Source organism: Variimorphobacter saccharofermentans (genome assembly GCF_014174405.1).
In the GTDB taxonomy this organism is placed as follows: domain Bacteria; phylum Bacillota; class Clostridia; order Lachnospirales; family Lachnospiraceae; genus Mobilitalea; species Mobilitalea saccharofermentans.
The window spans coordinates 2712718-2723839 of the sequence record NZ_JACEGA010000001.1; the positions used below are offsets into that span (position 1 = coordinate 2712718).

Sequence of the window (11122 nt, forward strand, 5' to 3'; positions counted from 1 at the left end):
CATAATGATTACTCATACTCATTGCCTCACAAGGTTTGTAAATAGTGTTCCATCCGCTGTTCAAAGGATGCGCCATTGGTTGCAAAGCCTACGCTGACAGCAATTTTGCCCACTCTAAAACAATAGGGGTTCCCAATTTGCCTCATAAATTCTTTCTGACGCTCCACTTTGGGAAGGTTCCTGTCTACTTTAATTTCTCTTATATCTACAAGCGTTGCCGGATCGACCGTCCGAACATCCACTTGACGCAATTTTTCCAAATTCATCTGTGTTACATCAAATCTCTCCATGGCCACCCTCCTTGCTTCCTCTTATCATCTATATGAAAACCTCTGATTGTCCTATTACCAAAGCGCAGGGCGCCCACTTAATCAAAGTAGGCGCCCTGTTTTTTAACCGAGATAAAATGCTTTACATCGGAAAGCTGATGGGTAACGGGCATATCAGGCAATGCCGCCAGTATATCGTTCCGGTAGCGTCTGCTTGCCCGACTGTCAAGGATAGAAAAAACACAGGTATCCGTTTCTCTGCGGATTCCTCGGCCAAACCATTGGCGCAGCTTGATAAGCATACCCGGCACAATGACCTCATTCAGATAGCCGTAAAAGTCAGGATACAGGGTCTTTTCATATTCCAGCACCGGATCGGGTGCCGGAAACGGAAGCCGTACCACAATGAGGGAAGATAAAATATCCCCGGCAAGGTCAATGCCCTCTCCGGCGCTGTCACTGGCACAGAGGATACCGTTTCCGCTTTTACGAAAAGCGTCGATGGCATCCAGACGACCTTTGCCCATGCGGAACAGGGGAAATGAAGTGATTCGTCCGCACAGCTCGTCATATGCCTGCTCCATCATGCGGTAAGATGTAAACAAAATCAGGGTATGCCCATGGGTCGCTTCGATCAGCTCCACCAGCCGATTGACCACCGCCTGAAAATAACCACTCTCCTTGTCTGAAGGAGTGGGCATATCCTGCGGAAGATACAACAGAGCATGGTTCGGATAATCAAAGGGAGAAGCCTTGCTGGTTTCAAAGACACGGCGTTTCTCTGCCAGAATAATTCCGCTATTTCGCTTGAAATGCGAAAAGTCACTCCCCACAGAAAGCGTACCGGAGGTCAGGATATACGGAATTTCTTCCTGCCAAATGTCCTCCGACAGTAGATAATCAAGCTGCTTTGGCAAGACGCAGACCCGGCTGGCCGTTGCTCCGGTCATTTCCAGCCAAAGAATAGAACTGGCATGATGGAACAGGATGGATAGCTTGGTTTCCTGCTGCTCCATGCGGTTCACTAGTCGGTCGTACCGATCCCTTTTTTCACGGGCGGTCGTATAAAAAAGCACCGACAGTCTGCGCAGTACAGCCATCAGTGTTTTCAAAGCTCGTATGCAGTTTAAGTCAATCTGTACGGCATAGCAGTTTTTATCATAGCTTATGCCTGCGGCATACCGCAGGGCTTCAAAGAGTAAAGCGTTTTGTTCCTGCATGGTTTCGCATATCCTGACGATCTCCGCTTTATCAGGATTGCCTGCGCCTATGGTATGGTAAATACTTGCCACCAGCCGTTCTAACTCCACATTTTCCAGCGTCATGCCGTACATCTGCCTTGCGGCATCAAGGAGCTTGTGGGCCTCGTCAAAAATTACCACTCCACGGGGCGGGAACAAGGACCTTCTCCCATTCTTCCTGCCAAGGACATCCGCCAGCACAAGGTTGTGGTTGGCGATCTGAAAGTCATATCCAAGGGACTGTGCCTTTCGGATAAAGCCACGGTATCGGCAGACCGAGGACAGCGGGCAGTTCAGATGGCAGCGTTCCACATTGATACAGGATTTCACATAGTCCGTTAAGGGGAGCGTATCCAAATCAAGGGGACAGGCTCCGGTAAAAAGTCCGGTCAGGACAGAAAGCAGTTCCTTATCCTCATGGCGGTCATTGTGTGTGATAGAGGAACGATACCCCTTTACCCGGCTGTCGCAGGCATAATGGGATTTCCCCTTGCGGACCACAAAGGACAGGGGTTTATCAATGATACGGTGTTCCATCAAAATATCGGAAATCTGAGGGATATATTCTTCCGTCAGTGCCTTTTGCAGGGCGATGGTGGAAGTTGAGATAATCGTCGGCAATTTATTGTTGCTGAACAGGTTGTGGACCGTTACGGCCAGTATGTAGGCATGGGTTTTGCCTGTACCCACCTCGGCCTCACAGAGCGCCAGCCTGTTTCCCTGCAAGGACTCCAGCATTTCCAGTGCAAGAGCCGCCTGATTCTCCCGAAAGTCCATACCATGCTCCGGCAGAATGTTTGAAAAAATGTGTTCCAGCAGATTTCTTGCTCTCACGACAGGCTTGATGGAAAAGGTGCTTTCCGGTTCCGATACTGCCTGCGAAAGCATTTTGTCCATCGCTTTTTGATAGCCGCTTTCATTCAGCGGCGCCGCTTTGGAAAAGAGCCGTTTTGCCTTTAAGGTAGAAAGCTCCACCATGCGGTAGCTGTATGTTTTTCCGGTGTAGTATTCTAAAAGCACGCAGTTTTCGGCCGTCAGCACAATGCGTTCCTCTTGCCGAATTAAGCCTGCTTCATAAATCTTATTTTGAATATCTGCCATGTAGACAGGTTGTTCCATAATATTTTGCCTCCTTTGCTTGCCTAAAGGAGCGACACAAGAATGCGGCGGAATCAGGAAAAGGGTTGAAAGTTTGTTGACTCAATAAGCCTGTTCCGCCGCATGGTTTCTATCGCTCCGATAGAACACGATAGATTTTTATATCAAAGCAAAGGTGTGACAAGCGATCCGGCTGGTGCTGCCGGACTCCATAAAAGCCGCCCCTCATTCTTTCTCAAATGAGGGTGATGCGTTTTCCCGGCCGTCTGCCGGGCTATCCAATGCGGTGAAGCGTTCAAGATAGAAGTACCATGATGACCGGCAGGGATCGTCGCAATCCGTCCCACCATGGGGCGTAACTGCCGCAGACAGTATCGCTCGGAGGGCATTGCCCTCGTCTTGGCGTGTCCCAGCGTGTTGCTCCCCCTGCCGGTGATGTACCCATCACACCCGTATTCTGTTTTCAATGTTCAGGCGAAAGGCGATTTGAAAAATTCCTTTCACCCAACGTCCGAAAACAGGGGGGGTGATGAGTCATTCAGAGAAAAATTTTTTTAATTTTTTTGAAGCCCAATGCAGACTATCCCAAACCGCCCGATAATCCACGTTATCCAAGGCAGCTATCTGACGTATGGATAATCCCTGAAAGAAATGCTGGACAAACCTCCGTTGCTGGGTTTCCGTCAGCTTTCCACTATGCAAAAGCCTATCCGCTGCTTTTCTGGCATTGGTTTCATCATGTTTCCGTATGAACTGCTCGTCCATGGACAAGGCAGAAGGCTTGTCCACTTCCTCCATGCCGTTCAGTGTCCGCTTGCGCTTGTTGTAACGGTTATCTGCAAGGTCTTGATCGTGATAAATTTCATCCGACAGAGCCTTCAGTTCTAAAAAATCCTGTTCCGTTTTGCCGGGGTTTTCCGAAAGGTACCTCTCCAGTGTGACCTCTACGATACGGTCTGCAAAACGGTAAACGATGCCCTCACTAAACTTATTTAGGGCATAATCACTCTTTTTATAGCTTTCCATGTCCTTTCCTCCAATCTGTTTTGCTGGAATGCCAAAACAGATTGGAGGGCGGAGAGCGGCAGCATGGTTCGACAATCAGATGGATATTCATGTCTGAACTTGGGATAGAATGGAAATAAAGCAGTTTTTTTGTCGAACAAAAAAAGCCAGTACGTTGCCCAAGGCAAAATACTGACTTTTTTATAATATTACTATTAAATTGTATAATTGCGAGGAGGTATGTATGAGCTTTGTTTTCTCTATTTCCACCTCTGAAAAAGCAAAAGGTAGGGCATACGCATAAGGAAACCCCTTCCGCCACGGCGTAGACCAAAAGCCCTGCCTGATGCTACAAACACCCGAAATGCCCGTAAAATAGGGCAAGAGCCTACCCCCAAAATTGAGGGCAGGCTCTGCTCGGTTTTTGGCAGCCAGGCTATCATAACGTAAAACGCCGTAGACCCTCGGCTTTGCGTCCCCGGCTTTAGCCGGGTTTGCCCTTGGCTTTATTTATTTTGTTGTCACTATTTCGTCTTTCTTACACCTTTTTCATCGACCTCATAATCGTCGATTTTGGTACTTCTGGCAAGCGTACCATCAGCATTAAGGTAATACCACTTGCCGTCGACCTCCAGCCATTTCCCGGCAACCATGATGCCGTCCTTGGTGAAGTAGTAGGTTTTGTTGTTGCCATTGGCGCCCAAATCCCAAAAGCCTACCAGCATGGTATTGCCGGAGTAGAAGCGCCAGTTTCCGGTGTCGTCCTTGACCCAGCCGGTTTTTAGCGTTCCGTCGGTGTTGAAGAAATACTTCACGCCATTGATGGTCTGTGTGCCGGTAAGGGCTTTTCCGTCCTTGTAGTACAGGTACTGTCCGGCATCGTTTTTCGCCCATCCCTGTGCCGTGGCGGGGTCAATGGTCAGCTTGATATAGCGGTGAAGCAAGGAGCTGACCTCCGCACGGGTAGCACTGGATTTCAGGTTAAACTTGTTGCTTGTGCCGCCCATCATGATGCCCGCCTGCTGCATGGCGGTGACCGCTGTTTGGTAGGTGCTGCCAATGCTGGAGGCATCCGCATAAGTTGTTGCGTTACGGGTTACCGGCAGAGTATAGCCGGTAGCTTTCGCAAAGTTTGCGAAGACCACTGCGATTTCCTCACGGGTGATGGCACGGTCGGGTTCAAACTTGCCGTTTCCAGTGCCCTGCACAACGCCTTTTTTATACGCCCACTCAATGTAGGGGCGGAAAGCGCTGTCTGCCTTCACATCCGTGAAGCTGTTTGTGGCGTACGCCTTGGTGTCCACGCCAGCCAGCCTGCCGAGCGCTGTTACCAGCATTCCACGGGTCATGGCGGTGTCAGGTGCAAAGGTGGTTTCCGTTGTGCCGGAGAGTAGCCCTCTGCCGACCACATAATCAATGGATTCTTTTGCCCAATGGGTTGTAATATCCGTAAACTTTGCGGACGGCGCGGTATAGCCGATGCCGTACAGAGAGAAGTGGGTGGTGGTAAACATCACGCAGCCGCTATTCGCATCATACGCGGAGCCTGCGATACGGGTTGCATTGCCGCTTGCGTCCACATAGACCGCATACAGACCGTCGATTGCTTCACCCTTGGCGGGAGTGTAAGGCACGGAAACCGTAGCCGTACCGCCGCCGAAGCTGCTAACCGTGCCGTTCTTGCCGTCCTTAGTATAGTTTACTGTCAGGTCATAGACCGGGCGTGTGCCGATCATGGTCTTGGCCGTAGCGGATAGCTTGGCATTGGGGGCAATGGTGATGCTGATGTTGCCGCTGCTCTGCTTTTGGATTTCCGCCAGCGCCTTGGTATCAAAGGATACAGTCACAGGGGAACCATTCAGCTCAAGGCTGGTGACCCCTGCGCTCACAAGGCTGTCAAGGGATTGTTTCGTCAGGGTTGCTGTCAGGGCAGTTGTGCCCTTTGGCATGGTGACATTCAGCGCAACTGTGGTGCCGTTTGTAGTCTTGCCCTGCGCCTTTGCATCAGCCTGCGCTTTTGCAATGGCATCTGTTACGGATTTCTCCGGGATTGATGCATTTGCTGTGCCGTTTTGGCCTGCGGTTGCCGTAACAGGAGCCGCCGCCGTTATCGGCTGGTTCGGAGCCTTTCCGGGTGTGGTTGTGGCTGGTGTGGTTGTACTGCTGGAACTTCCGCCGGAGGAAGAACCGCCGCCATTTCCGCCGCCACCGCCGTTGTAGCTCCAGTTTGCCGTAAGGGTTACCGCATTGGCAGGCATGGTAAAGGTCGTCGAAGCATTGCTGGAATTTGCGAGGGTTACGCCGCTTGCCGTCCAGCCGGTAAAGCTGTAACCACTGCGGTTGCCTGCATAAATGGTTACGGTGGTGCCCTGTGCATAGCTGCCCGCACCTGTAGTGGCGGCATAGCTGCCGCTGATGTCAACGGAGTAGGTGTCGGGAGTGACAACCTTATCCTTGTAGGTCGCCGTAACGGTTACATCCCCGCCGGGCATGGTGACAATAGTGATGGGGGCGGTTTCATTGGCAAGCACTCCGGAAACGGTAGATGTCCACTTGTCAAATTCCTTGCCGGTATCCGGTGCATCCGCTGTGACGGTAACTTTTGCGCCCTCGGCAAAGCTGCCGTCGCCTGTGCCATTTGTGACCGTCAGGATGTGCTTGGTGACCGTCTCTTCGGTGACGGTTACGGTGGCGGTGCCTGCTTTGGTGCCGTCTCCGTTGGAAGTGGCGGTGACGGTCAGGGATGCTGCCGTTTCGCCTGCATCTACGGTGAGCTTGCCGGATGTGTCAATTTGCGTACCGGCTGCGCCACCGCTCACGATCCAGCTTACAGTAGTGTCAAAAGCGCCGGTGCCGGTAACCGTGGCGGTGAACGTCTGCGTTTTGCCTTTTTGCACGCTGGTGGTGGAGGGCGAAACGGTCACGCCGGTGACAGTCACAGGGGAAGCAGCCCCTTCGGGAACTGCAACTATGGCATAGGCTCCCGCTTCATGGGTAGCAGTAGCCTTTACACGCACATAGTAGTTTCCCGCGGCAAGGCCGGTGATCTCGGTGCCGGTGCAGTCTGTCGCACCGGTAAAGCTTGTGTTGGAGGAATACTCCATCAGAGCCGTAGTGCCTGTTATTTTGCCGTCACTGCCGCCTGCGGTGGTTGGCTTCACACCTGTAAGCCCAGTGGGTGCGGCGGGGCCATCGGCTTTTGCTATGCTGATGGTGTAGGTCGTAGTCTTTCCTTCATAGGTGATGGTCAGTGTCTGGCTTGTGGCCGCTGTGGTGCTGTTAAAACCGGATACCATATCTGCGGTTATCGGCACGGTCGACTTGCTCCCATCGGACTTGCTTGCCTCGATGGTGAGATTTGTCACATCCAGCATATCGCCCACCTTGTAGGCGGTTTTATGGATCGTGCTGTTAACCGCTATGGACGATACCGTTGCCTCAGGCGCAGCATATGCCGCCGCTTCAATTTTCAGCGGACTACTGATATTGCCCGCTGCATCTTTTACGACAACGTAGATATCCTTTGCACCTGCGGTCAGTGTTACGGCCTTATCGGTAACCGTACCGGCAGATACAGAGCCCAGAGAGGTTCCCGCCGCAATCAAAGCAGCTGCCGGAGCGGCGGCACCACTGTTTACAACAAGGTAATAGGCGGTTCCGGCTTCGTCGGTGGTAAAGACGATGGCAGCCTGTGTATCACTGGCGCGGTTCACACTGCCGCCCGAGAGTACGGGCGCTGTAATATCTCCGCTCTCCACATAGGTCAGGTTCAGCGTTCCAGACAGCTTAAAGTTGGGATTGCTATGACCCGTAGCTACCGTGAAAGGAGAGGAGGCAATGGTATTGCTGTTACTGGTGAGGATGCCATTATTGTAGGTCAGCCCCTCCGCAAGGGTGGGATTATTGAGTGTGATATTCGCTGTGTAGCTGCTTCCACTTCTTGTAAGCGTGATGGGAACCTCCTGGGCATCACAATTTATTCTCTCCAGTGCGGTATTTTTGCTCAAGTCAAGCTCGCTTATCGCATTTAAGAAGCCGTCCAGTTCCGTCAGCCCGGTACAGTATTCAATTCCTGCAAGGCTTGAAATGCTTTCATTATTTACGCCCAGATATGTTATGCGAGCGGCCTCATTATCGTAAATTGGTTCGTTCGAACCCCGACCAAGCAATGCACGCACAGCCGCACGAAAGTTTGGGTCGGTAAACGCAGATGTAACGTCCTTGCCCGGCGTGCTTGGCTTCTGCAGGTCAAAGGTCAGTTGCGTCTGGCTATTGAGACCCTTGATTGCGGCCTGATTCGGAAGATAGTTCAGATTCACGTACAGAGTGGACAGCTTGGTGTTCTTGCTTACGTCCAGCACGGTCAGTTTATTTGATGAGCAGAACAGTGCGGCCAGCTGGGTGTTCTTGCTCACATCCAGCTCGGTCAGTTGATTAGGTCCGCAGCTCAGCCTTTCTAACGAAGTATTCTTACTCACATCCAGCTGGGTCAACAGGTTTTCATCGCAGTACAGCCAGGTAAGCAGGGCGTTTTTGCTCACGTCCAGCCCGGTCAGCTGATTAGAGCCGCAGACCAGCCTGGTCAGCAGGGTGTTCTGGCTCACATCCAGCTCGGTCAGCTCATTCGAGCGGCAGTCCAGCTTGGTCAGTTCGGTATTTTGCTTCACATTCAGCTCGGTCAGCTCATTCGAGCGGCAGTCCAGCTCGGTCAGCTGGGTGTTCTTGCTCACATCCAGTGCGGTGAGCCGGTTGTAGGCGCAATCAAGCTTTTCCAGCGCAGGGTGGCCGCTCACATTCAGTTCGGTCAGCTCATTTCCGTCGCAGTACAGTATGGACAACTTGGTGTTCTTACTCACATCCAGCTCGGTCAGCTGATTGTTTCTGCAGTTCAGCTCCGTGAGCTCGGTAAAATGCTCGATCCCCGTCAGGCTGGAGATTTGTTTTTCTGCTGCAACGAAGGAATGTACATCAATAACTTTAATCTCGGCAATTTCCTCCGGTGTCAGAGTACTGTCATTTCCGTAGGACTGCGAGAGCAGCCAACTTCGGAAATTTTCATCCGGAAAATTAGCTGCGTTGACTTTTAAATTCTGCGGAGCAAATGTAACTGTTGTACGGATTTCGTCAAGCCCCGTGATTGCAGACTTGTTAGGGAAATAGTTCCTCCTCGCATCCAGCGTGGTAAGCTTTGTGTTCTTACTTACATCCAGCCGGGACAGGCTATTCGAGGAGCAGTTTAAGTTGGTCAGTTCGGTAAAATACTCAATTCCCGTCAGATCGGTGATAAATTTGTTAGATACATCAAGAACAGTAATGTTAGCAATTGCCTCCACTGTCAACTTACCATCGGCTACATAGGAGCTATTCAGCAGAAATGACCTGAATTGTTCATCGGGGAAATTGAAATGGTTAATCGTAATTGAATCAACTTTCTGATTACCAAACGTAAACGTCGTCGTCCGAGCCTCATCAAGTCCCTTGATTGCGGACTTGTTAGGAAGATAATTCTCCTGCACATTCAGCTCAAGCAGCTTGGTATTATTGCTTACATCCAGCTCGGTCAGCTTATTCGAGAAGCAAGTCAGACTTATCAGTTCGGTATTCTTGCTCACATCCAGCTCGGTCAACTTGTTCTTGCCGCAACGCAGATAGGTTATCGCAGTGAAATACTCTATTCCTGTCAGATCGGTGATTCCTTTGTCCAGTACCCCTATACCGGTTATACTGGCGATTTCCTCCGCCTTCAGAATAGCATCCGTTCCGTAGGTTTGCGCCAACAGATAGTCACGGAAGTTTTTATCCGGGAAATTGGCTTCGTCAATGGCAATATCCTCCCCGGTACTCTGTGGCACAGCTGCACCGCGAGCCGCAGGTGCTTCTTCTGCAGGTGCTGCTGTTTTCGCCACCGTTACAGCAATAACTGGCGCACTCACACCCTCTGCCAGTATCAATCCGTCCGGCAAATCCAGCGCGGGTGTAAACACATAGTCCCCCTCGGTATCGCCGTCATAGGGGGTGCCGCAAACCCAGTCGGACACATCCACGGTGGTTTCTTCCGTAATTTCCTTCGCTTCTTCCTGCTGTTCCTGTTTCTGAGCCTCGCTGCCTGTGGCAGTGTCATTTTCGCTTACCGTGGCTGTAACAGCGGAGCCGGTGGTGATCGTTACCGTTTTTGTAACGGTGACTTTCAGCGTCTTTGGCAGGTTCAGATCGTCCTTTGCAGTGCCGATATCCTCCGTCTGTACGGCAATATCCTCATCCAACGCCGCAAATGCGGTGATCTCACCGCTGGCTCCCAGCGGAGAGCCGGAATCCTTTGTACCTGTTTCGGCAAAGGCTGTCACCGGCAGCATGGTTACCACCATGCACACCGACAGGAACAGACTGCCGATTTGTTTCCATGTTCGATTCATTTTCTCTCATTACCTCCTCATTGTTTGTGCGGCTGTAAGGACAGCCATGCAAAAATATCCGTGAGCACAATTTGCGGGACGCCCCGTCAGAATACAGTTTCTTCCTCCGTTTGAGATAAACGGGGAAAGCAATCCGGCGTCCCTCTCTTGCTGATTTCGTCTCACGCCTCGCCGGTGCTATTCCAGCTTTGTATACGTCCCGAACAGGTGCGCCCACTCGGAATCCTCGTAACCCATAATTTCTACCGCTCTGAAATCTTCGGTGAGACTAAAGTTGATTCTAAAATCACCGAATGTGGCATACAGGTTATGCTCCGGGTTCACATCCACCTGTGCCGCCAAAACAATGCTGCCGTTTCGCAGCAGGCTGATTTCAGCCCAAAAGCCTGTTTCGCTGTATTCGGTGATGATAACGGAAAAGCCCAGCTCGTCGTTTTGATACGTTCCCCACCATTCCGGCTGGCCGGTATCGTCGGGGTCGCTTTCGCTGTTTGTGACATCTCCATTTTCGTCGATCAGGTCGCCTCTGCCACCCTCATGGGAAAAGTAAAAGACACTGCCCATATAGGGCAAATCGGTCGGGAATTCGCTAACCGGGGAGAGCTCGTCAAAGGTCAGCGCCTGCCCTTCGTTCCTGGTGTAGTAGACATTTTCAGGGCTGAGGTTGGTGTTCAGGGTGTACAGCAGACTATCCATCATGAACCAGCGCAGGGATTCTGCGTCGTAAAAGTGAAAATCGTCTTTTTGCGCCCGGTCGTCAAGCCCCGCAATCAAGGTGGAATTTTCCGCCCAATCCACAGAAATGCCGTCAGGCGCGTCGCTGTCCGTCACAAAGAAATCCAGCCCCGTCCATTCAGAAAGCCCTTTTGCCAGTTTTTCTGCTGTCAGCTCTCCGGTGTATTCCATGGGTTCACTTATCAAATCGGATTGGGTTGTTCCAGCCCAAAGGGTGGCTGTTTTGGTTTCTGCCTCTTCGCTTTCAGCGCCCGTTTTGCCGCACCCTGTCAGGAGCAGGGAAAGGGTCAGTAGCAAGGCGGTAAAAATAGACACCTGTTTTATGGTCAGATATTTCTTCAAAATAATTGCGGAACCTCCT

5 protein-coding genes and 1 riboswitch are annotated in these 11122 nt (G+C 51.4%); all 5 genes read right to left on the reverse strand.

The genetic code is table 11. From position 1 onward, the window contains the following. Nucleotides 1–26: 26 nt before the first annotated feature. The gene (locus tag H0486_RS11930) at nucleotides 27–290 is read right to left on the reverse strand and encodes a DUF6870 family protein (RefSeq protein WP_228353202.1); all 264 of its coding nucleotides are present in this window, start codon (nucleotides 288–290) and stop codon (nucleotides 27–29) included. A 77-nt stretch (nucleotides 291–367) separates the two neighbouring features. Next, nucleotides 368–2629, reverse strand: a complete 2262-nt coding sequence (locus H0486_RS11935) for an ATP-dependent DNA helicase (protein WP_228353203.1) — start codon at nucleotides 2627–2629, stop codon at nucleotides 368–370. Nucleotides 2630–3142: 513 nt separating this feature from the next. Continuing rightward, complete coding sequence (locus H0486_RS11940) at nucleotides 3143–3634, reverse strand: RNA polymerase sigma factor (RefSeq protein WP_228353204.1); 492 nt, start codon at nucleotides 3632–3634, stop codon at nucleotides 3143–3145. A 402-nt stretch (nucleotides 3635–4036) separates the two neighbouring features. Then, nucleotides 4037–4122, reverse strand: a riboswitch (cyclic di-GMP riboswitch). 15 nt (nucleotides 4123–4137) lie between these two features. Further along, nucleotides 4138–10026: an S-layer homology domain-containing protein gene (locus H0486_RS11945; protein ID WP_228353205.1), complete on the reverse strand. Its 5889-nt coding sequence runs from the start codon at nucleotides 10024–10026 to the stop codon at nucleotides 4138–4140. Nucleotides 10027–10203: 177 nt separating this feature from the next. Beyond that, entirely contained in the window at nucleotides 10204–11103 is a 900-nt protein-coding gene (locus tag H0486_RS11950; RefSeq protein WP_228353206.1) for a hypothetical protein, read from the reverse strand. Nucleotides 11104–11122: the final 19 nt, after the last annotated feature.